Raw genomic sequence first — 23,857 nt, forward strand, 5'->3', positions numbered from 1 at the left:
ATCTCTGGCGTTCGTTACAGAGATGGGTTACGCGAAGGAGACAGGCAGATGTCCGGCCACTCTAAATGGGCCACGACGAAGCACAAGAAGGCCGTGATCGACGCCAAGCGCGGCAAGCTCTTCGCGAAGCTGATCAAGAACATCGAGGTCGCGGCGCGCATGGGTGGCGTCGACCTGGAGGGTAACCCGACCCTCTACGACGCCGTCCAGAAGGCCAAGAAGCAGTCGGTACCGAACAAGAACATCGATTCCGCGATCAAGCGCGGCGGTGGACTCGAGGCCGGTGGCGCCGACTACGAGACGATCATGTACGAGGGCTACGGCCCCAACGGCGTCGCGGTGCTGATCGAGTGCCTCACCGACAACCGCAACCGCGCCGCCTCCGACGTGCGCGTCGCCATGACCCGCAACGGCGGCAACATGGCCGACCCCGGTTCGGTGTCGTACATGTTCAGCCGCAAGGGCGTCGTCATCGTTCCCAAGGGTGAGCTGTCCGAGGACGACGTCCTCGACGCCGTGCTGGACGCGGGCGCCGAGGAGGTCAACGACCTCGGCGAGACCTTCGAGGTCATCAGCGAGGCCACCGACCTGGTCGCGGTCCGCACCGCCCTCCAGGAGGCCGGCATCGACTACGACTCCGCCGAGTCCAGCTTCGTCCCCTCGGTCCAGGTCGAACTCGACGAAGAGGGCGCCCGGAAGATCTTCAAGCTGATCGACGCGCTGGAGGACAGCGACGACGTGCAGAACGTCTTCGCCAACTTCGACGTCAGCGACGAGATCATGGAGAAGGTCGACGCGTAGCGCTGCCGCGAGCTTCGCAGGTCTTACGGGCCGACGGGACACACCCCGTCGGCCCGTCGCCGTACCGTCGACGGTGCGGGGCGTTGTCGGTGGCAACCGATAGCCTGCACAAACAGCTGATCGAGTCGGCTGATCGAGTCGGCGGAGGGAGGGGCGCGCGTGCGCGTACTGGGGGTGGACCCCGGGCTGACACGCTGCGGTGTCGGCGTCGTCGAGGGGGTCGCGGGCCGCCCGCTCACCATGCTCGGCGTGGGCGTCGTACGTACGCCCGCGGACGCGGATCTGAGCCACCGGCTGCTCGCCGTCGAGCAGGGCCTCGAGGAGTGGCTGGACACGCACCGGCCCGAGTTCGTCGCCGTCGAGCGCGTCTTCAGCCAGCACAACGTCCGTACCGTCATGGGCACCGCCCAGGCCAGCGCCGTCGCCATGCTGTGCGCCGCCCGGCGCGGCATCCCGGTCGCCCTGCACACGCCCAGCGAGGTCAAGGCCGCCGTCACCGGCAGCGGACGGGCCGACAAGGCGCAGGTCGGCGCCATGGTCACCCGGCTGCTGCGGCTCTCCGCGCCGCCCAGACCGGCCGACGCCGCCGACGCTCTCGCGCTCGCCATCTGCCACATCTGGCGCGCCCCCGCCCAGAACCGGCTCCAGCAGGCGGTCGCCCGCCACACAGTCAACGCAACGAAAGGCCGTACGGCATGATCGCCTTCGTCAGCGGCACGGTCGCCGCACTCGCCCCCGACGCCGCGGTCGTCGAGGTCGGCGGCGTCGGCATGGCCGTCCAGTGCACGCCGAACACGCTGTCCACGCTCCGCATGGGCCGGCCCGCCAAGCTGCACACCTCCCTCGTGGTCCGCGAGGACTCGCTGACCCTCTACGGCTTCGCCGACGACGACGAGCGCCAGGTCTTCGAACTGCTGCAGACCGCGAGCGGGGTCGGCCCGCGCCTCGCTCAGGCGATGCTCGCCGTGCACACTCCGGACGCCCTGCGCCGTGCCGTCGCCACCGGTGACGAGAAGGCACTCACCGCCGTCCCCGGCATCGGCAAGAAGGGCGCGCAGAAGCTGCTGCTGGAGCTGAAGGACCGGCTCGGCGCACCCACCGGCGCCCCCTCCGTCGGCGCCCCGGCCGGCCAGGGCTGGCGCGACCAGCTGCACGCGGCACTCATCGGTCTCGGCTATGCCACCCGCGAGGCCGACGAGGCGGTCTCCGCCGTGGCCCCCCAGGCCGAGGCCGCGGGCGGCACCCCCCAGGTGGGCCCGCTGCTGAAGGCCGCCCTGCAGACCCTGAACCGCGCCCGCTGACCTGCGCCACCCAGCTAGGAGTACCTCAGTGAACTGGGACGACACCACCGACACGTCCGCCGAGGAGCGGCTCGTTGACCCCGCCGCCGAGCGGCTGGTGGACTCGGTGGCCGGCGGGGAGGACCAGGCCGTCGAGGCGGCCCTGCGCCCGAAGGACCTCGGCGAGTTCATCGGCCAGGAGAAGGTCCGCGAGCAGCTCGACCTCGTCCTGCGCGCCGCACGCGCGCGCGGCGCCACCGCCGACCACGTGCTGCTCTCCGGCGCCCCCGGCCTCGGCAAGACCACTCTGTCGATGATCATCGCGGCCGAGATGGGCGCTCCCATCCGCATCACCTCGGGCCCCGCCATCCAGCACGCAGGCGACCTCGCCGCGATCCTCTCCTCCCTCCAGGAGGGCGAGGTCCTCTTCCTCGACGAGATCCACCGCATGTCCCGGCCCGCCGAGGAGATGCTGTACATGGCGATGGAGGATTTCCGCGTCGACGTCATCGTCGGCAAGGGACCCGGCGCCACCGCCATCCCCCTGGAACTGCCCCCGTTCACCCTGGTCGGCGCCACCACGCGCGCGGGCCTGCTGCCGCCCCCGCTGCGCGACCGCTTCGGCTTCACCGCGCACATGGAGTTCTACGAGCCGACCGAACTGGAGCGGGTCGTGCACCGCTCGGCCGGTCTGCTCGACGTCGAGATCGACCCGCGCGGCGCCGCCGAGATCTCCGGCCGCTCCCGGGGCACGCCCCGCATCGCCAACCGCCTGCTGCGCCGGGTGCGCGACTATGCGCAGGTCAAGGCGGACGGCGTGATCACCCGCGAGATCGCCGCGGCCGCCCTGGCCGTCTACGAGGTGGACGAGCGCGGCCTCGACCGCCTGGACCGGGCCGTCCTGGAAGCGCTGCTGAAGCTCTTCGGCGGCGGTCCGGTGGGCCTGTCGACGCTCGCGGTCGCGGTGGGGGAGGAGCGCGAGACCGTGGAGGAGGTCGCCGAGCCCTTCCTCGTCCGGGAGGGTCTGCTCGCCCGCACTCCGCGCGGCCGGGTCGCCACGCCCGCTGCGTGGGCACATCTCGGCCTGACCGCACCACGCTCGTCAGCTGCGGGAAACGGACAACAGGACCTGTTCGGGGCGTGACGGCGCCGCGGTGACGAGGGCATTGGCGGGGTCAGGAACCCAGGTGCCATGCTGAGCGTTGTTCCATGCACGCGGACTCGCTTAGACTCCGCCGATGCCGCCCATGCGGGCGGCGTCGACCAACCCCCATACAACAGGCCGCTCTCACCGCGCGGTCGCGCGAAGGAAATTCCGTCCCGTGAATACCTTGACCCTTCTCCCGTTCATCGTGCTCATCGCGGCCATGTTCCTGATGACGCGCTCGGCGAAGAAGAAGCAGCAGCAGGCCGCGAACATGCGGAACGAGATGCAGCCCGGATCCGGTGTCCGCACCATCGGGGGCATGTACGCCACGGTCAAGGAGGTCAACGAGGACACGGTCCTCCTCGACGCCGGCCCTGGTATCGATCTCCTCTTCGCCAAGAACGCCATCGGCGCCGTCCTCTCCGACGACGAGTACAACCGCATCGTCCACGGCATCGAGCACGACCTGAAGTCCGACATCGTCCCGGACGACGCCTCCTCCCTCACCGAGAGCGACGCGACCGACGCCGTTGCCGCCGCCTCCGACGACAAGGCCGTCGACCTCGGTAAGAAGGACGCTGACGAGGACAAGGCCGAGGACAAGGCCGACACGGCCGAGGCCGCCGAGGCGAAGTCCGACGAAGAGCCGAAGAAGACCGACGGCGACTCCGACGCGAAGTAGTCACGTCCCGGGGCGGCGCGGCGCGGCTTGACCGCACTGCGCGTCCCCGGGCGCTTCTGTTTCCCGCAGAGGAACCCGACACCATGTCATGGCCGACCGCGCCGACCGGGCGCCGAGCGGCCCGAGAGGGAGTACGAGAAGGTGGCAGCACCTAAGAGGGGCCGGAGTGCGAGTGCCCAGAGCAAGCCAGGGCGCTCGCTGGCCCTCATCCTGATCGCCATCGTGGCGCTCACCGGGGGGATGTTCCTCTCCGGACACACCACTCCGCGTCTCGGCATCGACCTGGCCGGTGGCACGAGCATCACGCTCAAGGCGAAGGCCGACCAGGGGTCGGCGATCAACAAGGCCAACATGGACACCGCGGTCGACATCATGAACCGCCGTGTCAACGGTCTTGGTGTCTCCGAGGCGGAGGTGCAGACCCAGGGGAACGACCACATCATCGTCAACATCCCCAAGGGCACCAACTCCAAGGAGGCCCAGCAGCAGGTCGGCACCACCGCCAAGCTGTACTTCCGCCCGGTCCTCGCCAGCCAGCCCACCGGCCCCGCGGCGAACCCGTCGCCCAGCGCCTCCTCCAGCGGCAGCGGCTCCCCGAGCCCCTCGGGCAGCACGTCCGCGAGCCCGTCGAGCAGCGCCTCCTCGGGCCAGAAGGCGTCCTCGCCCACCCCGACGGCCTCCGCCACCTCGCAGGGCCGCGCGGTCACCGACGCTCTCAAGGCCGACGCCACGCCGTCGTCCTCCCCGAGCGCCTCGGCCGGCTCCAGCTCCTCCGCGAGCCCCTCCGCGTCGCCCTCCGGCAGCAGCGCCGAAAGCAAGCTCCAGGCCCAGTACGCCGCCCTGGACTGCTCCAAGCCCGCCGACCGCGCGAAGGCCGGCACCAGCGCCAAGCCCGGCGAGCCCACCGTGGCCTGTGGTGAGGTCGACAAGGTCTGGTACAAGTACCTGCTCGGCCCGGCCGCCGTGGACGGTACCGACGTGAAGAACGCCCAGGCGACCTTCGACACCCAGGGCGCCGCCGGCTGGCAGGTCCAGATGAACTTCACCTCCGGCGGGTCCAAGAAGTTCGCGGACATCACCGGCACGCTGGCCAAGAACCAGCAGCCGCAGAACGAGTTCGCCATCGTCCTCGACGGCAACGTCGTCTCCAGCCCGTACGTGCAGAGCGCCATCACCGGCGGCCAGGCGGAGATCACCGGCAGGTTCACGCAAGCGGAGGCGCAGAGCCTGTCCAACATGCTGTCCTACGGTGCTCTGCCGCTCTCCTTCAAGGAGGAGACCGTCACCACGGTGACCGCCGCGCTCGGCGGCGAGCAGCTGCACGCCGGTCTGCTCGCAGGCGCCATCGGCCTCGCCCTGGTCGTGATCTACCTGGTCGCCTACTACCGCGGTCTGTCGCTCGTGGCCATGGCCTCCCTGCTGGTCTCGGCGATCCTCACCTACGTGCTCATGTCGCTGCTCGGCCCGGCCATCGGCTTCGCGCTGAACCTGCCGGCCGTCTGTGGCGCCATCGTGGCCATCGGTATCACCGCGGACTCGTTCATCGTGTACTTCGAACGCATCCGGGACGAGATCCGCGAGGGCCGCTCGCTGCGCCCCGCCGTCGAGCGGGCCTGGCCGCGCGCCCGGCGCACCATCCTGGTCTCCGACTTCGTGTCGTTCCTCGCCGCCGCCGTGCTGTTCATCGTCACCGTCGGCAAGGTGCAGGGCTTCGCGTTCACGCTCGGCCTGACCACCGTGCTCGACGTGGTCGTGGTCTTCTTCTTCACGAAGCCGCTCATGACGCTCCTCGCCCGCCGCCCGTTCTTCGCGAACGGCCACAAGTGGTCCGGACTCGACCCCAAGAGCCTGGGCGCCAAGCCGCCGCTGCGCCGTACCCGCCGTCCCGCCGGTCCTGCCGCCGGCTCCGTCGACCCGAAGGAGGCGTGAGCGAATGTCGAAACTCGGCAACCTCGGCGCCCGGCTGCACCGCGGCGAGATCAGCTACGACTTCATCGGCAAGCGCAAGCTCTGGTACGGCATCTCCATCCTGATCACCATCACGGCCATCGTCGGCCTGGCGGTGCGCGGCCTGAACATGGGCATCGAGTTCCAGGGCGGAGCGGTCTTCACGACGCCGACGGGCATGAGCACCTCCGTCGCCCAGGCGGAGGGCTACGCCAAGGACGCCTCGGGCCACGAGGCCGTCGTGCAGAAGCTCGGCAACGGCAGCCTGCGCATCCAGATCGCGGGCATCGAGACCGACAAGTCCGACCAGATCAAGCAGACGCTGGCCAAGGACCTGAACCTCAACCCCGAGAAGCTGAACGCCGACCTCGTCGGCCCCAGCTGGGGTGAGCAGATCGCCAGCAAGGCCTGGCAGGGCCTGGCGATCTTCATGGTGCTCGTGGTGATCTACCTGGCCATCGCCTTCGAGTGGCGCATGGCCATCGCGGCACTCGTCGCGCTGATCCACGACATCACCATCACGACCGGTATCTACGCCCTCGTCGGCTTCGAGGTCACGCCCGGTACGGTCATCGGTCTGCTGACGATCCTGGGTTACTCGCTCTACGACACGGTCGTCGTCTTCGACAGCCTCAAGGAGCAGACGAAGGACATCACCAAGCAGACCCGCTTCACCTACAGCGACATCGCCAACCAGTCGATCAACGGCACGCTGGTGCGCTCCGTCAACACCACCGTGGTCGCGCTGCTGCCCGTGGCGGGCCTGCTGTTCATCGGCGGCGGCTTCCTCGGCGCCGGCACGCTGAACGACATCTCGCTGTCGCTGTTCGTCGGCCTCGCGGCCGGTGCGTACTCGTCGATCTTCATCGCCACGCCGCTCGTCGCCGACCTCAAGGAGCGCGAGCCGGCGATGAAGGCCCTGCGCAAGCGGGTCCTGGCCAAGCGGGCGCAGGCCGCCACCGAGGCGGACACGGAGGACCCCCGGCCCGCCGGTGCCGAGGCCGACGACGCAGCGCACGCCGTGGTGGGTCCGCGCGACCAGGTCGCACCCCGCAACCGGGGACGCGGCCGCACCTCGGGGAAGCGTCGATGACGGACATCCAGGAGCTGCTGCTCAGCCGCATCCGCGATGTGGCCGACTACCCGGAGCAGGGCGTGATGTTCAAGGACATCACGCCGCTCCTGGCGGACCCGGCCGCGTTCACGGCGCTGACCGACGCGCTGGCCGAGATCGCCGCGAACACCGGGGCGACCAAGGTCGTCGGGCTGGAGGCCCGGGGATTCATCCTGGGCGCGCCGGTGGCCGTGCGGGCCGGGCTCGGGTTCATCCCCGTCCGCAAGGCGGGCAAGCTCCCCGGTGCGACGCTGCGGCAGGCGTACGACCTGGAGTACGGGTCGGCCGAGATCGAGGTGCACGCGGAGGACCTGACCTCCGAGGACCGGGTGCTGATCGTCGACGACGTACTCGCCACCGGGGGTACGGCCGAGGCCGCGATCCAGCTGATCCAGCGGGCGGGTGCCGAGGTCTGCGGGCTCGCGGTGCTGATGGAGCTGGGCTTCCTGGGAGGCCGGGCGCGGCTGGAGTCCGCGCTGAGCGGGGCGCCGTTGGAGGCGCTGCTCCAGATCTGAGCGCACGGTATGCGCACACGGAACGGCCCCGGCCCCGCCGGGGCCGTTCCGCGTTTCCCGCCCTCCGCTCCGGCGCCTCCGCCATCCCCGTGACACCCCTCGGCCACCGGCACAACACCTCTCGGCCGTTCGCAGGAATCCCTTCTCGACTCTCGGCGTTTCACTGGTACCGGGTCCTCACATTCGTCTGAAGGCGATGACAAGCCCCGGGATCGCTACCATGGGGTCTCCGGAGCCTGACCGGGGGACCCGGATCGCGCACGAGGAGCCCTCTTGCCAGACGAGGCCCAGCCACTGACCGCCGCCAAGCCCGAGCCTGCCTCGGCCTCCACGGTGAAGCCCGCGCCGAACGCGTCCGACGCGAAGAACGACGCCCGCGGGACGGTGGAGCACGCCCAGTCCGCGCCTGTCGAGAAGACCTCGGACGCCGCGCGGCCCAAGCCTTCCCCCGCTCTCGGCTCCGCTCGAGCGGGGGGACCCCCATCTCCCGTGCGTCCCGCCGCCGTCCAGCCCACGCCCCGCTCCGGTTCCTCCAACCGCGTCCGCGCCCGTCTCGCCCGCCTCGGCGTGCAGCGCGCGAACCCGTACAACCCGGTTCTCGAACCGTTGCTGCGCATAGTGCGCAGCAACGACCCGAAGATCGAGAACTCGACCCTGCGGCAGGTCGAGCGCGCCTACCAGGTCGCCGAGCGCTGGCACCGCGGCCAGAAGCGCAAGAGCGGCGACCCGTACATCACGCACCCCCTCGCCGTGACCACCATCCTCGCCGAGCTGGGCATGGACCCGGCCACGCTCATGGCGGGGCTGCTGCACGACACCGTCGAGGACACCGAGTACGGTCTCGACCAGCTGCGCCGCGACTTCGGCGACACGGTCGCCCTGCTCGTCGACGGCGTCACCAAGCTGGACAAGGTCAAGTTCGGCGAGGCCGCGCAGGCGGAGACCGTGCGCAAGATGGTCGTCGCCATGGCCAAGGACCCGCGCGTCCTGGTCATCAAGCTCGCCGACCGCCTGCACAACATGCGCACCATGCGCTACCTCAAGCGCGAGAAGCAGGAGAAGAAGGCGCGCGAGACCCTCGAGATCTACGCGCCCCTCGCCCACCGCCTCGGCATGAACACCATCAAGTGGGAGCTGGAGGACCTCGCCTTCGCGATCCTCTACCCCAAGATGTACGACGAGATCGTGCGGCTCGTCGCCGAGCGGGCGCCCAAGCGCGACGAGTACCTCGCCATAGTGACCGACGAGGTCCAGGCCGACCTGCGCGCCGCCCGCATCAAGGCGACCGTCACCGGCCGCCCCAAGCACTACTACAGCGTCTACCAGAAGATGATCGTCCGCGGCCGTGACTTCGCGGAGATCTACGACCTGGTGGGGATTCGTGTCCTTGTCGACACGGTCCGCGACTGCTACGCCGCCCTCGGCACCGTGCACGCGCGATGGAATCCGGTCCCCGGCCGGTTCAAGGACTACATCGCGATGCCCAAGTTCAACATGTACCAGTCGCTGCACACGACGGTCATCGGGCCCAACGGCAAGCCCGTCGAGCTGCAGATCCGCACGTTCGACATGCACCGGCGCGCGGAGTACGGCATCGCCGCGCACTGGAAGTACAAGCAGGAAGCCGTCGCCGGTGCCTCCAAGGTCCGCACCGACGTGCCCAAGTCGTCCGGCAAGGGCAAGGACGACCACCTCAACGACATGGCGTGGCTGCGGCAGCTGCTCGACTGGCAGAAGGAGACCGAGGACCCCAGCGAGTTCCTGGAGTCCCTGCGCTTCGACCTGTCCCGCAACGAGGTCTTCGTCTTCACCCCGAAGGGCGACGTCATAGCGCTCCCGGCCGGGGCCACCCCGGTCGACTTCGCCTACGCCGTCCACACCGAGGTCGGCCACCGCACCATAGGAGCGCGGGTCAACGGCCGTCTCGTACCGCTCGAATCCACCCTGGACAACGGCGACCTGGTGGAGGTGTTCACCTCCAAGGCGGCCGGCGCCGGTCCGTCCCGCGACTGGCTCGGCTTCGTCAAGTCACCGCGTGCCCGCAACAAGATCCGCGCCTGGTTCTCCAAGGAGCGCCGCGACGAGGCGATCGAGCAGGGCAAGGACGCCATCGTCCGGGCCATGCGCAAGCAGAACCTGCCCATCCAGCGCATCCTCACCGGTGACTCGCTGGTCACGCTCGCGCACGAGATGCGCTACTCGGACATCTCCGCGCTGTACGCGGCGATCGGCGAGGGCCACGTGTCCGCACCGAACATCGTCCAGAAGCTCGTCTCGGCGCTCGGCGGCGAGGAGGCCGCCACCGAGGAGATCGACGAGGCGGTCCCGCCGACGCGCACGCGCGGCCGCAAGCGCCGCTCCAGCTCCGACCCGGGCGTCGTGGTCAAGGGTGTCGACGACGTGTGGGTCAAGCTGGCCCGCTGCTGCACGCCGGTCCCCGGCGACCCGATCATCGGCTTCGTCACCCGGGGCAGCGGCGTATCGGTTCACCGCAGCGACTGCGTCAACGTGGAGTCGTTGTCCCGTGAGCCGGAGCGCATCCTCGACGTCGAGTGGGCGCCCACGCAGTCGTCGGTCTTCCTGGTCGCCATCCAGGTCGAGGCCCTGGACCGCTCCCGGCTGCTGTCGGACGTCACCCGCGTCCTGTCCGACCAGCACGTCAACATCCTCTCGGCGGCCGTGCAGACCTCCCGCGACCGCGTGGCCACCTCGCGCTTCACCTTCGAGATGGGCGACCCGAAGCACCTCGGCCACGTCCTGAAGGCCGTGCGCGGAGTGGAAGGCGTGTACGACGTCTACCGCGTGACGTCGGGCCGCAGCCGCTCGTGACAGCGCATGTGAAAGGGCCCCGTACGCGTACGGGGCCCTTTCACATGCGGGTGAGGGGTGACCTCAGCCGCCGAACTCCTGAAGGCCCTTCAGAGCCTGGTCCAGAAGCGCCTGACGGCCCTCCAGCTCCCGCTCCAGCTTGTCGGCCTTGGAGCTGTTGCCCTGGGCGCGTGCCTGCTCGATCTGGCCCTTCAGCTTGTCCACGGCGGTCTGGAGCTGACCGGTCAGACCCTCGGCACGCGCGCGTGCCTCCGGGTTCGTCCGGCGCCACTCGGCCTCCTCGGCCTCCTGGAGCGCCCGCTCGACCGTGTGCATCCGGCCCTCGACCTTCGGACGCGCGTCCCGCGGGACGTGACCGATGGCCTCCCAGCGCTCGTTGATCGAGCGGAAGGCAGCCCGCGCGCCCTTCAGGTCCGCGATCGGGAGGAGCTTCTCGGCCTCCCCGGCCAGCTCCTCCTTCAGCTTGAGGTTCTCCGACTGTTCCGCGTCCCGCTCGGCGAACACCGAGCTGCGCGCCGCGAAGAACACGTCCTGGGCACCGCGGAAGCGGTTCCACAGGTCGTCCTCGTGCTCACGCTGGGCACGGCCGGCGGCCTTCCAGTCGGCCATCAGCTCGCGGTACCGGGCCGCCGTCGGACCCCAGTCCGTCGAGGCGGACAGCGACTCGGCCTCGGCGACCAGCCGCTCCTTGATCTTGCGAGCCTCCTCGCGCTGCGCGTCCAGCTGCGCGAAGTGCCCCTTGCGACGCTTGGAGAACGCCGACCGGGCGTGCGAGAAGCGGTGCCACAGCTCGTCGTCGGACTTGCGGTCCAGCCGCGGCAGCCCCTTCCAGGTGTCGACCAGCGCGCGCAGCCGCTCACCGGCGGCCCGCCACTGGTCGGACTGCGCCAGCTGCTCGGCCTCGGTGACCAGGTCCTCCTTGGCCTTGCGGGCCTCGTCGGACTGCTTGGCGCGCTGCGCCTTGCGCTCCTCACGCCGGGACGCGACCGTCGCCACGAGCTTGTCGAGGCGGGTCCGCAGAACGTCCAGGTCGCCGACCGCGTGGTGCGCCTCCACCTGCTCGCGCAGGTGGTCGATCGCGGTCTGGGCGTCCTTCGCCGACAGGTCGGTGGTCTGCACTCGCTTCTCGAGGAGGCCGATCTCGACAACCAGGCCCTCGTACTTGCGTTCAAAGTAGGCAAGCGCCTCCTCAGGGGAGCCTGCCGCCCAGGAACCGACGACCTGCTCGCCGTCGGCCGTACGCACGTACACGGTCCCCGTCTCGTCGACGCGGCCCCACGGGTCGCTGCTCACAGCGCCTCCTCCACATGATGCCGTGCGAGGTGCCTCCCGGCCCCCGGGCATCGTCCACAGTTTCGTCACGGCCAACATAGGCGACCAGCGGGTGGCCTGTCCGCATCCAGCGCGACCGAAATTCCGCAGCTGGCGGTCTCGGGCTTCGGTACGGCGTCAGGACTTCGTGACGGTCGCCTTGTCGATCACGACCGTCGCGTTCGGGGCCCCGTCACCGGCGCCGGAGTTCTCGCCCGCCGCGGCGATCTTGCCCAGCACCTTCAGGCCGGCCTTGTCGATCGTGCCGAACGGCGTGTAGTTCGGCGGCAGCGGGCTGTCCTTGTAGACCAGGAAGAACTGGCTGCCGTTGGTGTTCGGACCGGCGTTGGCCATCGCCACCGTGCCCGTCGGGTAGGTGCTGCCCTTCAGGCTCTTGTCCTTCAGGTTCTCGTCCTTGAGCTGGTAGCCCGGACCACCGCTGCCGGTGCCCGTCGGGTCGCCGCACTGCAGCACGTAGATGCCGTTCGTCGTCAGACGGTGGCACTTGGTGTGGTCGAAGTAGCCCTTGCCGGCGAGGAAGGCGAAGGAGTTCACCGTGTGCGGCGCCGCGGACGCCTTCAGCGCCACGTCGATGTCACCGCACGTCGTCGCGAGCTTCATCGTGTAGTTCGCCGACGTGTCGATGGTCATCGCCGGCTCCTTCTTCCAGCTCAGCTTCTCCACCGAACCCTTGGCGGGCTTCTCGCACGGGTCCGGAGCCTTGCTGGGCGCGGACGGGCTCGGCGTCACGTCGGCGCTCGCGTTCGCCTTCTTGTCGTCGTTCTTCAGCACCCCGGTCGTGTACAGCGCGACACTGCCGATCACGACCACGCCGAGCACCGACGCGATGACGGAGTTGCGCATGCGTGACTTGCGCCGTGCGCTGGTGCGCCGCTGCTGCTGCCGCAAGAACTTCTCCCGGGCGAGCTGACGCCGCCGCTGCTCCTGGCTGACCACCGGGTTCTCTCCTCATGCGTGTCGTGTGCCGACCGGTACGCGTGCGTCTGTGAGCCGACGGCCGCGTCTAGCCCCGTACCGTATATGGGTTCGCTGAGTAAACGGCAGCGCCGGTAGGCTCTGGGCCACGGGCGTCGCGCCCGTGAGCCCTCCCGTATCGACACAACGAAGGACGATCGTGCTCATTGCCGGGTTCCCCGCCGGGGCCTGGGGGACGAACTGTTATCTCGTCGCCCCCGCCGCCGGTGAGGAGTGCGTGATCATCGACCCGGGCCACCAGGCCGCCGCAGGAGTCGAGGACGCACTCAGGAAGCATCGGCTCAAGCCCGTCGCCGTCGTCCTCACCCACGGCCACATCGATCATGTGGCCTCGGTCGTCCCCGTGTGCGGCGCGCACGACGTGCCGGCCTGGATCCACCCCGAGGACCGGTACATGCTGAGCGACCCCGAGAAGGCCCTCGGCCGGTCCATCGGCATGCCGCTGATGGGCGAGCTGACCGTGGGCGAGCCGGACGACGTCTTGGAGCTGACCGACGGCGCGAAGCTGGCGCTGGCCGGTATGGAGTTCTCCGTCGCGCACGCACCGGGCCATACCAAGGGGTCGGTGACCTTCGGCCTGCCCGGGGCGGCGGACATCCCGCCGATCATGTTCTCGGGCGACCTGCTGTTCGCCGGCTCCATCGGACGCACCGACCTGCCCGGTGGCTCCATGGAGGACATGCTCGAATCGCTGGCCCGCGTGTGCCTGCCGCTCGACGACTCCACCGTGGTGCTGCCCGGCCACAACGAGCACACGACCATCGGCCAGGAGCGCGCCACCAACCCCTATCTGCGGCAGGTGGCGGCCGGCCAGGGAGCCTCCCCGGCTCCCCGACGAGGAATGTGACGAGAGAGCTTCCGTGAGTACCTTCCAGGCCCCCAAGGGCACCTACGACCTGATTCCGCCGGATTCGGCGACGTACCTGGCCGTCCGCGAGGCCATCGCCGCTCCGCTGCGCAACTCCGGCTACGGCTACATCGAGACGCCCGGCTTCGAGAACGTCGAGCTGTTCGCGCGCGGAGTCGGCGAGTCCACCGACATCGTCACCAAGGAGATGTACGCCTTCGAGACCAAGGGCGGCGACAAGCTCGCCCTGCGCCCCGAGGGCACGGCCTCCGTGCTGCGCGCGGCCCTCGAGGCCAACCTGCACAAGACGGGCAACCTCCCCGTCAAGCTCTGGTACTCCGGCTCGTACTACCGCTACGAGCGCCCCCAGAAGGGCCGTTACAGGCACTTCTCCCAGGTCGGCGCGGAGGCGATCGGCGCCGAGGACCCGGCGCTGGACGCCGAGCTGATCATCCTGGCCGACCAGGCGTACCGCTCCCTGGGCCTCAGGAACTTCCGCATCCTGCTGAACAGCCTGGGCGACAAGGAGTGCCGTCCGGTGTACCGGGCCGCGCTGGTGGACTTCCTTCGGGGCCTCGACCTGGACGAGGACACACGCCGCCGCGTCGACATCAACCCGCTCCGGGTGCTCGACGACAAGCGTGAGTCGGTCCAGAAGCAGCTGGGCGACGCACCCCTCCTGCGGGACTACCTCTGCGACGCCTGCAAGGCGTACCACGAGGAGGTCCGTGACCTGATCACGGCGGCGGGCGTCTCCTTCGAGGACGACCCGAAGCTGGTGCGCGGCCTGGACTACTACACCCGCACCACCTTCGAGTTCGTGCACGACGGTCTGGGCTCCCAGTCCGCGGTGGGCGGCGGCGGCCGCTACGACGGTCTGTCCGAGATGATCGGCGGCCCCGCGCTGCCGTCCGTCGGCTGGGCTCTCGGCGTCGACCGCACGGTGCTCGCCCTGGAGGCCGAGGGTGTGGAGCTCGACATCCCGTCCTCGACCAGCGTGTACGCGGTGCCGCTCGGCGAGGAGGCCCGCCGGGTGCTGTTCGCCAAGGTCACCGAGCTGCGCAAGGCCGGTGTCGCGGCGGACTTCGCCTACGGCGGCAAGGGCCTGAAGGGCGCCATGAAGAACGCCAACCGCAGCGGGGCCCGCTACGCGATCGTCGCCGGCGAGCGCGACCTCGCCGAGGGCGTCGTCCAGCTCAAGGACATGGAGTCCGGCGAGCAGACGGCGATCGGCGTGAACGAGATCGTGGCCGAGCTGGAGGCGCGGCTCGGCTAGCCGCACACACGCGCGCGTGGGCGCCGGATGCTCCCCGAGGAGCGTCCGGCGCCCTTGTCGTAGGCGGGTGCGGACGCTGTCCGGAACCGAGCGGACGGCCCCGGTCATACGTACATGCTTATGCGGAGCAGACGGTGCGCACCCGCACGGGTGCGGCACAATGGCCCTGCCCGAAGATGGTCCAAGTCTCCAGTGACGGAATCGGCGTGATGAGCAAGACGACAGTCAAGGACGTCTCCACCGAGCCCGGGCCCGAGCGTGCCGTCGACGCGCCCCGCGTGGTGGGCGGCAGTCGCGCCTTCGCCCTGCTGCTGCTGATCACCGGCGCGGCCGGGCTGCTGGCCGCCTGGGTCATCACGATCGACAAGTTCAAGCTGCTCGAGGCCAAGGTCGAGGGCAAGACCTTCACCCCCGGCTGCAGCCTCAACCCGGTCGTCTCCTGCGGCAGCGTCATGGAGAGCAAGCAGGCCGCCGCCTTCGGGTTCCCGAACCCGATGCTCGGCCTGGTCTGCTACGGCATCGTCATCTGCGTCGGCATGAGCCTGCTCGCCCGCGCCCGCTTCCCGCGCTGGTACTGGCTGACCTTCAACTTCGGCACCCTCTTCGGCGTGGCCTTCTGCACCTGGCTGCAGTTCCAGTCCCTGTACCGGATCAACGCCCTGTGCCTGTGGTGCTCGCTCGCCTGGGTCGCGACGATCACCATGTTCTGGTACGTCACGTCGTTCAACATCCGCAACGACTTCCTGCCGGCCCCGCGCTGGCTGAAGTCCTTCTTCGGCGAGTTCACCTGGGTGATGCCGGTCCTGCACATCGGCATCATCGGCATGCTGATCCTCACTCGTTGGTGGGACTTCTGGACCAGCTGACGGCCAGGATCCGGTTGTCGGTACAGCCCGGATCCGGTTGTCAGTGGTGTGGCATAGGGTTTTCGACGTGGAACCCGACCTCTTCACCGCCGCAGCAGAAGAACGCCAGGAGAAGGACCCGGCGGCCAGTCCCCTGGCGGTGCGGATGCGCCCGCGCACGCTCGACGAGGTGGTGGGCCAGCAGCATCTCCTGAAGCCGGGCTCCCCGCTGCGCCGGCTGGTCGGCGAGGGCAACGGCGGCCCCGCCGGACCGTCCTCGGTCATCCTCTGGGGCCCTCCCGGCACCGGCAAGACGACCCTCGCCTACGTCGTCTCCAAGGCCACCAACAAGCGGTTCGTGGAGCTCTCCGCGATCACCGCGGGCGTCAAGGAGGTCCGCGCGGTCATCGACGGGGCCCGCCGCGCCACCGGCGGCTTCGGCAAGGAGACCGTCCTCTTCCTGGACGAGATCCACCGCTTCAGCAAGGCCCAGCAGGACTCCCTGCTCCCCGCCGTCGAGAACCGCTGGGTGACCCTGATCGCGGCGACCACCGAGAACCCGTACTTCTCGGTGATCTCCCCGCTGCTCTCCCGCTCCCTCCTCCTCACCCTCGAACCCCTCACCGACGACGACATCCGCGGCCTGCTCCGCCGGGCCCTCGCCGACGAGCGCGGGCTCAAGGAAGCCGTCACCCTCCCCGAGGACACCGAGGAACACCTGCTGCGCATCGCCGGCGGCGACGCCCGCCGCGCCCTGACCGCCCTGGAGGCCGCCGCCGGAGCCGCCCTCGACCAGGGCGAGAGCGCCATCACGCTGCAGACCCTGGAGCAGACCGTCGACCGTGCCGCGGTGAAGTACGACCGCGACGGCGACCAGCACTACGACGTCGCCAGCGCCCTCATCAAGTCCATCCGCGGCTCCGACGTCGACGCCGCCCTGCACTACCTGGCCCGCATGATCGAGGCCGGCGAGGACCCCCGCTTCATCGCCCGCCGTCTGATGATCTCCGCCAGCGAGGACATCGGCCTGGCCGACCCGAACGCGCTGCCGATCGCGGTCGCCGCCGCCCAGGCCGTCGCCATGATCGGCTTCCCCGAGGCCGCCCTCACCCTCAGCCACGCCACCATCGCCCTCGCCCTCGCCCCAAAGTCCAACGCCGCGACCACCGCCATCGGCGCCGCCATGGAGGACGTACGCAAGGGACTGGCCGGCCCGGTGCCGCCGCACCTTCGGGACGGGCACTACCAGGGTGCGAGGAAACTGGGGCACGCCCAGGGGTACGTGTACCCGCACGACCTGCCCGAGGGCATCGCCGAGCAGCAGTACGCCCCTGACGCCCTCAAGGACCGCGAGTACTACACTCCGACCCGCCACGGCGCCGAGGCGCGGTACGCGGACGCCGCCGAATGGACCCGCAGACACCTCGGTCGCAGGCGCCCCTGACCACCCTGTAGACTGCCCCGAAGTGCTGAGTCCCGCGCAGTCAGAGCGGGACAGCCAGCCGGAGACCCGGTCCTTCCCGGATCGGCTCCAGGAGCGTCGCGCACCGTCGAACGGTGTCGCGGGCAGCCCACCACCACCCGGAATCCCGGGGAGGGTCGGTGGGCCACTCGCGTGCTGCACGTATGTGCCCAGACCAGGGGAGCGGCTGCCCGACAGGTCCCATGCGGACCCGGCGGGTTTCCCCGGCTGCGGATGCGACCTCCCTCAACTCTGACAAGCCGAAAACGAGGAAAGAGAAAGACAGTGGCGAACCAGTCCCGCCCCAAGGTCAAGAAGTCGCGTGCCCTCGGTATCGCGCTGACCCCGAAGGCCGTCAAGTACTTCGAGGCCCGTCCCTACCCGCCGGGTGAGCACGGCCGCGGCCGCAAGCAGAACTCGGACTACAAGGTCCGTCTGCTCGAGAAGCAGCGTCTGCGCGCGCAGTACGACGTGTCCGAGCGTCAGCTCGTCCGCGCCTACGAGCGTGCCGCCAAGGTCCAGGGCAAGACCGGTGAGGCCCTGATCATCGAGCTCGAGCGCCGCCTCGACGCGCTGGTCCTGCGTTCGGGCATCGCCCGCACGATCTACCAGGCCCGCCAGATGGTCGTCCACGGCCACATCCAGGTCAACGGCCAGAAGGTCGACAAGCCGTCCTTCCGTGTCCGCCCGGACGACGTCGTGCAGGTCCGCGACCGCTCCAAGGACAAGACGCTCTTCACGATCGCCCGTGAGGGTGGCTTCGCCCCCGACGGCGAGACCCCGCGCTACCTCCAGGTGAACCTCAGGGCCCTGGCGTTCCGCCTGGACCGTGAGCCGAACCGCAAGGAGATCCCGGTGATCTGCGACGAGCAGCTCGTCGTCGAGTACTACGCCCGCTGATCCCAGCCCCGGCGTGGCATCTCAGCCCGCCGTCTCGCCACCCTTGCGGGTGGGCGAGGCGGCGGGTTCGCGTTTCCCGGCCTCCTCGCGCGCGTGCCGCACCGGCCCCCTGGGCGCGGGCAGCGCCCGCAGCGGCCGGACACCGCCCTGCCCCAGCGCCCGCGCCACGGCCGTCGCCCGGTCCAGCCGCGCACCCTCCCGTACGCACTCCTCGTACCGCTCGTCGCCGAGGGCCTTGCGGGCCGTCGCCTCGCACAGCTCGTGCGGGGCGTTGTAGTACGCCGAGCCGAACAGCGGCAGACCGACCGACGGCCACAGCCGGCTCGCGGCGCCCTGGAGCACCGCCGCCTCGGCCGCCTCGCCCTGGGACGCCGTCACCAGGGCCAGCAGCTCGAGGGCCAGCACCGAGCCCAGCAGATCGTGGAAGGCGTGCGCGGTGCCCAGGCACTCCGCCAGCAGCTCCCGCGCGCGCACCGGATCCCCGTCCTGCCAGGCCGCGTACGCCAGCACGTACAGCGCGTACGACCTGGTCCACCGCTCCCCGTGGTCCTCGCACACCCGGCGCACGTCCTCGCACAGCCGCACCGCGGCCGCCAGGTCCCCCTGGAACGCCCGCGTCATCGCCAGCTCGACCTGGCCCATCAGGACGTTGCTGTTCAGCTCGCCGATCTCCTGGTAGCGGTCCAGCGCCGACCGCAGCAGCGTCTCCGCGCGCGCCATGTCGTCCGTGACCAGGGCCAGACACCCGGTGCGGTGCTCCGCGTACGCCACCGCCGTCGCGTCCGCGGCCCCCTCCGCCCGCTCCCGGCACTCCCGCAGCGTGGTCAGTGCCGAGACGGTGTCGCCCTGGAGGATCGCGACATGGCCGAGCACCCGCAGCGCCTTGAACCGGGACTGCTCGTACTCCGACTCCAGCTCCACGCTGCGCTCCAGCCAGCGCCGCCCCTCCGACAGCCGGCCACAGCCCACCCAGCAGAACCACAGCGAGCCCGCCAGGTACTGGCCGAGGTGCGTCTCCTCGGGCTCGGTCAGGCAGAACTCCAGCGCGTCCCGCAGGTTCGGAAGTTCGGCCTCGACCCGCGCGGCCACCTCGCGCTGCCGGGGCGAGAACCAGTCCAGCTCGCACCAGGTCGCCAGCCCCAGGAACCAGTCCCGGTGCCTGCGCCGCAGCCGGGCCGCGTCCCCGGCCGACTCCAGCCAGTCGGTGCCGTAGGCCCGGACCGTACCCAGCATCCGGTAGCGGGGACCCGCCGCCGTGTCCTCGCGGGAGAGCACGGACTGGGCCAGCAGCTCCGAGAGCACGTCCAGGACGTCCTCGGCCGGCATCCCGTCCCCGCTGCACACGTACTCGGCCGCCTCCAGGTCGAAGGTCTGCGCGAACACCGAAAGACGCGCCCAGAGCAGCCGCTCGGCGGGCGTGCACAGTTCGTGGCTCCAGCCGATAGCGGTCCGCAGCGTCTGATGGCGGGGGAGCGCGTCCCGGCCGCCGCCGGTCAGCAGCCGGAACCGGTCGTCCAGCCGCTCCAGCAGCTGGGCCGGGGACAGGGCCCGCAGCCGTCCCGCGGCCAGCTCCACCGCCAGCGGGATCCCCTCCAGTCGACGGCACAGCTCCCGCACCTCGGGACGGTCGCCGATGTCCAGCCCGTGCTGCCGGGCCCGGTCCGCGAACAGCTCGACCGCCTCGTCCTCGCCGAGCGGCTCCAGCGGGAACAGCCGCTCGCCGGTCAGGGCCAGCGGGCGCCGGCCCACCGCCAGCACCCGCAGCTCCGGCAGCCTGCGCAGCAGATCCGCGACCAGCGCGGCACAGGCCGCCACCAGATGCTCGAACCCGTCGAGCACGAGCAGCATCCGGCGGCCCGCGAGGTGGTCGAACAGCGTCTGCGCCGGCTCCCGTGTGGTGTGGTCGGTCAGCCCCAGCGCCTCTACCACCTCGTACGGCACGAACTGCGGATCCCGTACCGCCGCGAGTTCGACCCGCACCCACGCACCCGACTCCGCCCGCGCCGCCCGGGAAGCGTCCTCGGACGCCCAGCGCGCCGCCACCCGCGCGGCCAGCCGTGACTTGCCGACGCCGCCGACCCCGGTGACGGTGACCAGACGGGCCGTCTCCAGGATCCCTGCCAGCTCGGCGAGTTCGGCCGAGCGCCCGACGAACGCGGTGAGTTGGGTGAGTTCGGCGAGTTCGACGGGTGGGACGCCGTCGTTCTGGGGGCCGGGGCGCTGAGGACCTCGCATGGGACACGGAGCGTACTGAAGCATGTTCATTCCGTACAATCGCTTCCCGCGACTCCGCCCGCCGCGGGCGATAATCCGGTACGGAGCGCGACCAGCGGCGCGATAGGCTCGGTCCACTGCTTTTTCAAGGTTCCGATGTCTCAGAGCACGTTTCAGGGAGCGGGTGCGCACAGTGTCCGGTGGAGAGGTGGCCGGGATTCTGGTGGCCGTCTTCTGGGCGATCCTGGTCTCCTTCCTCGCCGTCGCACTGGCGAGGCTGGCCCAGACGCTCAAGGCGACCACCAAGCTCGTCGCGGACGTGACCGATCAGGCCGTTCCCCTGCTCGCCGACGCCTCCTCGGCCGTGCGGTCCGCGCAGACCCAGATCGACCGGGTCGACGCGATCGCCTCCGACGTCCAGGAGGTCACCTCGAACGCCTCCGCGCTCTCCTCCACCGTCGCCTCGACCTTCGGCGGCCCGCTGGTCAAGGTCGCGGCCTTCGGCTACGGGGTCCGCCGGGCCCTGGGCGGCCGCAAGGAGGACGTGCCCGCGAAGGCCCCGAGGCGTACGGTGATCGTGGGCCGGACGGTCCCGGCCGCGCGGCGGGGCAAGCGGAACAACCGCGGAAAGAGGGACTAGGTCAAGGATGTTCCGCCGAACGTTCTGGTTCACCACGGGTGTCGCCGCCGGCGTGTGGGCCACCACCAAGGTCAACCGCAAGCTGAAGCAGCTGACGCCCGAGAGCCTCGCCGCGACCGCGGCCGACAAGGCCCTGGAGACCGGTCAGCGCCTCAAGGACCGCGCGGTCGGATTCGCGCTCGACGTCCGCGACAACATGGCCCGGCGGGAGGCCGAACTGGAGGAGGCGCTCGGCATCCACGAGAGCCCCGAACTCCCCGCGCCGCGGCGGTTCGCCGCCATCGAGAACAACCGCAGCACCCCGAAGTACATCGAGGCCCCGATGTCTTCGCACACGAAGTACTCGTACAACCGGAATGAGGACCACTGATGGAGTCGGCCGAGATTCGCCGCCGCTGGCTGAGCTTCTTCGAGGAGCGCGGGCACACCGTCGTCCCTTCGGCGTCGCTCATCGCGGACGACCCGACTCTGCTCCTCGTCCCGGCCGGCATGGTGCCCTTCAAGCCCTACTTCCTGGGTGAGGTCAAGCCGCCCTTCGACCGCGCCACCAGCGTGCAGAAGTGCGTGCGCACCCCGGACATCGAAGAGGTCGGCAAGACCACCCGCCACGGCACGTTCTTCCAGATGTGCGGCAACTTCTCCTTCGGTGACTACTTCAAGGAAGGCGCCATCAAGTTGGCGTGGGAGCTGCTCACCAGCCCCCAGGACAAGGGCGGTTACGGCCTGGAGCCGGAGAAGCTCTGGATCACCGTCTACAAGGACGACGACGAGGCCGAGCAGATCTGGCACGAGGTCGTCGGTGTGCCCAAGGAGCGCATCCAGCGCCTGGGCATGAAGGACAACTTCTGGTCCATGGGCGTCCCCGGCCCCTGCGGCCCCTGCTCCGAGATCAACTACGACCGCGGCCCCGAGTTCGGCGTCGAGGGCGGCCCCGCCGTCAACGACGAGCGGTACGTGGAGATCTGGAACCTTGTCTTCATGCAGTACGAGCGCGGCGAGGGCACCGGCAAGGACAACTTCGAGATCCTCGGCGACCTCCCGAGCAAGAACATCGACACGGGCCTCGGCCTGGAGCGCCTCGCCATGATTCTGCAGGGCGTGCAGAACATGTACGAGATCGACACCTCCATGGCCGTCATCAAGCGGGCCACCGAGCTGACCGGCGTCCACTACGGCGAATCGCACACCTCGGACGTCTCCCTGCGCGTGGTCACCGACCACATGCGCACGGCCACGATGCTCATCGGCGACGGCGTCACCCCCGGCAACGAGGGCCGCGGCTACGTCCTGCGCCGCATCATGCGCCGCGCCATCCGCAAGATGCGTCTGCTCGGCGCCACCGGTCCGGTCGTCAAGGACCTGATCGACATCGTGATCCGCATGATGGGCCAGCAGTACCCGGAGCTCGTCACCGACCGCGAGCGCATCGAGAAGGTCGCCGTCGCCGAGGAGAACGCCTTCCTCAAGACGCTGAGGGCCGGCACCAACATCCTCGACACCGCCGTCACCGAGACCAAGCAGTCGGGTGGCACCGTCCTCGCCGGCGACAAGGCCTTCCTGCTCCACGACACCTGGGGCTTCCCGATCGACCTCACCCTCGAGATGGCCGCCGAGCAGGGGCTGTCCGTGGACGAGGACGGCTTCCGCCGCCTGATGAAGGAGCAGCGGGAGCGCGCCAAGGCCGACGCCAAGGCCAAGAAGACCGGCCACGCCGACATGGGCGCCTACCGCGAGATCGCCGACAGGGCCGGCGCCACCGACTTCATCGGCTACACGGACACCGAGGGCGAGTCCACGATCGTCGGCATCCTGGTCGACGGCGTCTCCTCCCCGGCCGCCACCGAGGGCGACGAGGTCGAGATCGTCCTCGACCGCACCCCGTTCTACGCCGAGGGCGGCGGCCAGATCGGCGACACCGGCCGCATCAAGGTCGACTCCGGTGCCGTCATCGAGATCCGCGACTGCCAGAAGCCGGTCCCGGGCGTGTACGTCCACAAGGGCGTCGTCCAGGTCGGCGAGGTCACCGTCGGTGCCAAGGCCCACGCCTCCATCGACGCCCGCCGCCGCAAGGCCATCGCCCGCGCCCACTCGGCCACGCACCTCACCCACCAGGCCCTGCGCGACGCCCTCGGCCCGACGGCCGCCCAGGCCGGTTCCGAGAACCAGCCCGGCCGCTTCCGCTTCGACTTCGGCTCCCCGTCCGCCGTCCCGACGGCCGTGATGACCGACGTCGAGCAGAAGATCAACGAGGTGCTCGCCCGCGACCTCGACGTGTACGCCGAGGTCATGGGCATCGACGAGGCCAAGAAGCGGGGCGCCATCGCCGAGTTCGGCGAGAAGTACGGCGAGCGGGTCCGTGTGGTGACCATCGGCGACTTCTCCAAGGAGCTGTGCGGCGGCACGCACGTGCACAACACCGCCCAGCTGGGCCTGGTGAAGCTGCTCGGCGAGGCCTCCATCGGCTCGGGTGTCCGTCGTATCGAGGCCCTCGTCGGCGTCGACGCCTACAACTTCCTCGCCCGGGAGCACACGGTCGTCAACCAGCTGACCGAGCTGCTCAAGGGCCGCCCGGACGAGCTGCCGGAGAAGGTCTCCTCGATGCTCGGCAAGCTGAAGGACGCCGAGAAGGAGATCGAGAAGTTCCGCGCCGAGAAGGTGCTGCAGGCCGCCGCCGGGCTCGCCGAGTCCGCCAAGGACGTGCGGGGCGTCGCGCTGGTCACCGGCCAGGTCCCGGACGGCACCACGCCGGACGACCTGCGCAAGCTGGTCCTGGACGTGCGCGGTCGCATCCAGGGCGGCCGGGCCGCCGTGGTCGCCCTGTTCACGGTCAACAACGGCAAGCCGCTGACCGTCATCGCCACCAACGAGGCCGCCCGTGAGCGTGGTCTCAAGGCCGGTGACCTGGTCCGTACCGCTGCCAAGACCCTCGGTGGCGGCGGTGGCGGCAAGCCGGACGTCGCCCAGGGCGGCGGGCAGAACCCGGCCGCTGTCGGCGAGGCCGTCGACGCCGTCGAGCGTCTTGTCGCCGAGACAGCGAAGTAAGGAAACGGT

General features: G+C 70.1%; 20 protein-coding genes. 17 read left to right on the forward strand and 3 right to left on the reverse strand.

The window, feature by feature from the left end; genetic code table 11:
* The first annotated feature begins 48 nt into the window (after positions 1 to 48).
* The 9 genes from ACWD5D_RS40335 to ACWD5D_RS40375 all read left to right on the forward strand — a co-directional run bounded on the left by ACWD5D_RS40335 (position 49) and on the right by ACWD5D_RS40375 (position 10,315).
* The gene (locus tag ACWD5D_RS40335; RefSeq protein WP_451377727.1) at positions 49 to 801 is read left to right on the forward strand and encodes a YebC/PmpR family DNA-binding transcriptional regulator; all 753 of its coding nucleotides are present in this window, start codon (positions 49 to 51) and stop codon (positions 799 to 801) included.
* Between the two features lie 159 nt (positions 802 to 960).
* Positions 961 to 1,500, forward strand: a complete 540-nt coding sequence (gene ruvC / locus ACWD5D_RS40340) for a crossover junction endodeoxyribonuclease RuvC (RefSeq protein WP_451377728.1) — start codon at positions 961 to 963, stop codon at positions 1,498 to 1,500.
* Positions 1,497 to 2,102 carry a Holliday junction branch migration protein RuvA gene (gene ruvA / locus ACWD5D_RS40345; protein WP_451377729.1) on the forward strand — a complete coding sequence of 202 codons (606 nt, stop codon included), beginning with the start codon at positions 1,497 to 1,499 and terminating at the stop codon, positions 2,100 to 2,102. The genes ruvC and ruvA overlap by 4 nt, the downstream gene beginning before the upstream one ends.
* A gap of 28 nt (positions 2,103 to 2,130) precedes the next feature.
* Positions 2,131 to 3,225: a Holliday junction branch migration DNA helicase RuvB gene (gene ruvB / locus ACWD5D_RS40350; RefSeq protein WP_451377730.1), complete on the forward strand. Its 1,095-nt coding sequence runs from the start codon at positions 2,131 to 2,133 to the stop codon at positions 3,223 to 3,225.
* A 178-nt stretch (positions 3,226 to 3,403) separates the two neighbouring features.
* Positions 3,404 to 3,910, forward strand: coding sequence for a preprotein translocase subunit YajC (gene yajC / locus ACWD5D_RS40355; RefSeq protein WP_451377731.1), 507 nt, complete (start codon positions 3,404 to 3,406; stop codon positions 3,908 to 3,910).
* A 141-nt stretch (positions 3,911 to 4,051) separates the two neighbouring features.
* Positions 4,052 to 5,839 carry a protein translocase subunit SecD gene (gene secD / locus ACWD5D_RS40360; RefSeq protein ID WP_451377732.1) on the forward strand — a complete coding sequence of 596 codons (1,788 nt, stop codon included), beginning with the start codon at positions 4,052 to 4,054 and terminating at the stop codon, positions 5,837 to 5,839.
* A gap of 4 nt (positions 5,840 to 5,843) precedes the next feature.
* Positions 5,844 to 6,950: a protein translocase subunit SecF gene (secF, locus tag ACWD5D_RS40365; protein ID WP_451377733.1), complete on the forward strand. Its 1,107-nt coding sequence runs from the start codon at positions 5,844 to 5,846 to the stop codon at positions 6,948 to 6,950.
* Positions 6,947 to 7,486 (forward strand): adenine phosphoribosyltransferase, encoded by a 540-nt coding sequence (locus ACWD5D_RS40370; protein WP_451377734.1) that lies wholly within the window; start codon positions 6,947 to 6,949, stop codon positions 7,484 to 7,486. Before secF ends, ACWD5D_RS40370 begins: the two co-directional genes overlap by 4 nt.
* Before the next feature lie 273 nt (positions 7,487 to 7,759).
* A complete protein-coding gene (locus ACWD5D_RS40375; protein ID WP_451377735.1) occupies positions 7,760 to 10,315 on the forward strand; it encodes a RelA/SpoT family protein in 2,556 nt (851 codons plus the stop codon).
* Between the two features lie 63 nt (positions 10,316 to 10,378).
* Here ACWD5D_RS40375 and ACWD5D_RS40380 read toward each other — a convergent pair whose 3' ends face one another.
* The gene (locus ACWD5D_RS40380; protein WP_451377736.1) at positions 10,379 to 11,608 is read right to left on the reverse strand and encodes a DUF349 domain-containing protein; all 1,230 of its coding nucleotides are present in this window, start codon (positions 11,606 to 11,608) and stop codon (positions 10,379 to 10,381) included.
* Positions 11,609 to 11,764: 156 nt separating this feature from the next.
* A complete protein-coding gene (locus ACWD5D_RS40385) occupies positions 11,765 to 12,583 on the reverse strand; it encodes a peptidylprolyl isomerase (RefSeq protein WP_451377737.1) in 819 nt (272 codons plus the stop codon).
* Positions 12,584 to 12,761: 178 nt separating this feature from the next.
* On the opposite strand from ACWD5D_RS40385, the gene ACWD5D_RS40390 reads away from it, so the two are divergent.
* The 5 genes from ACWD5D_RS40390 to rpsD all read left to right on the forward strand — a co-directional run bounded on the left by ACWD5D_RS40390 (position 12,762) and on the right by rpsD (position 17,952).
* Positions 12,762 to 13,469 (forward strand): MBL fold metallo-hydrolase, encoded by a 708-nt coding sequence (locus ACWD5D_RS40390; RefSeq protein WP_451377738.1) that lies wholly within the window; start codon positions 12,762 to 12,764, stop codon positions 13,467 to 13,469.
* Between the two features lie 13 nt (positions 13,470 to 13,482).
* Entirely contained in the window at positions 13,483 to 14,745 is a 1,263-nt protein-coding gene (gene hisS, locus ACWD5D_RS40395) for a histidine--tRNA ligase (protein WP_451377739.1), read from the forward strand.
* A 209-nt stretch (positions 14,746 to 14,954) separates the two neighbouring features.
* Positions 14,955 to 15,611: a vitamin K epoxide reductase family protein gene (locus ACWD5D_RS40400; RefSeq protein WP_451377740.1), complete on the forward strand. Its 657-nt coding sequence runs from the start codon at positions 14,955 to 14,957 to the stop codon at positions 15,609 to 15,611.
* 67 nt (positions 15,612 to 15,678) lie between these two features.
* Positions 15,679 to 17,034, forward strand: a complete 1,356-nt coding sequence (locus ACWD5D_RS40405) for a replication-associated recombination protein A (protein WP_451377741.1) — start codon at positions 15,679 to 15,681, stop codon at positions 17,032 to 17,034.
* Between the two features lie 303 nt (positions 17,035 to 17,337).
* The gene (rpsD, locus tag ACWD5D_RS40410; RefSeq protein ID WP_451377742.1) at positions 17,338 to 17,952 is read left to right on the forward strand and encodes a 30S ribosomal protein S4; all 615 of its coding nucleotides are present in this window, start codon (positions 17,338 to 17,340) and stop codon (positions 17,950 to 17,952) included.
* A 21-nt stretch (positions 17,953 to 17,973) separates the two neighbouring features.
* Here the strand turns inward: rpsD and ACWD5D_RS40415 are convergent, their stop codons facing one another.
* Positions 17,974 to 20,187, reverse strand: coding sequence for an ATP-binding protein (locus ACWD5D_RS40415; RefSeq protein ID WP_451377743.1), 2,214 nt, complete (start codon positions 20,185 to 20,187; stop codon positions 17,974 to 17,976).
* Positions 20,188 to 20,350: 163 nt separating this feature from the next.
* Here ACWD5D_RS40415 and ACWD5D_RS40420 point away from each other — a divergent pair, with 163 nt between their 5' ends.
* From ACWD5D_RS40420 to alaS, 3 genes are read left to right on the forward strand one after another with little or no spacing between them, the layout of a single operon-like run.
* Positions 20,351 to 20,806 carry a DUF948 domain-containing protein gene (locus ACWD5D_RS40420; RefSeq protein ID WP_451377744.1) on the forward strand — a complete coding sequence of 152 codons (456 nt, stop codon included), beginning with the start codon at positions 20,351 to 20,353 and terminating at the stop codon, positions 20,804 to 20,806.
* Between the two features lie 7 nt (positions 20,807 to 20,813).
* Positions 20,814 to 21,176 carry a hypothetical protein gene (locus ACWD5D_RS40425; protein ID WP_451377745.1) on the forward strand — a complete coding sequence of 121 codons (363 nt, stop codon included), beginning with the start codon at positions 20,814 to 20,816 and terminating at the stop codon, positions 21,174 to 21,176.
* Positions 21,176 to 23,848, forward strand: a complete 2,673-nt coding sequence (gene alaS / locus ACWD5D_RS40430; protein ID WP_451377746.1) for an alanine--tRNA ligase — start codon at positions 21,176 to 21,178, stop codon at positions 23,846 to 23,848. Before ACWD5D_RS40425 ends, alaS begins: the two co-directional genes overlap by 1 nt.
* The last annotated feature ends 9 nt before the right edge of the window (positions 23,849 to 23,857 follow it).

Source organism: Streptomyces sp. NPDC002520 (assembly GCF_053595235.1).